We start from the raw sequence: 258 nt of genomic DNA on the forward strand, positions 1-258 counted from the left end.
GAAGCCATTATAAGTGCTTCGTATGCTGTTTTGTAAGGTAGATTAACAGCGCGTTGCTGCCATGCATCGTCTAACGTTTGCTGCATTTTTTGCGCTGCACGTTTTAATACACTACTTGCAGTATCGTTATTATGATAATGGTAAGTGTCGGGAAATAACCAGCCTTCTAAGTGCGTATTATTGTCCAGTATTTGTGTACTTAGCTCATCACTTTTTAAATCGTTTTGTAAATTATCGGCTTTTTTAATAGCACTTAGT

Annotated in this window: 1 protein-coding gene; it reads right to left on the minus strand. The window is 37.2% G+C overall.

Annotated features, from left to right (window positions below; translation table 11 throughout):
- Positions 1-258: endolytic transglycosylase MltG (locus AAEY88_RS14340; RefSeq protein WP_350563468.1), on the minus strand; the 258-nt coding region annotated here is incomplete at both ends.

The sequence above is a fragment of the Psychrobacter sp. CAL346-MNA-CIBAN-0220 genome, from assembly GCF_040309805.1.
Classification (GTDB): domain Bacteria; phylum Pseudomonadota; class Gammaproteobacteria; order Pseudomonadales; family Moraxellaceae; genus Psychrobacter.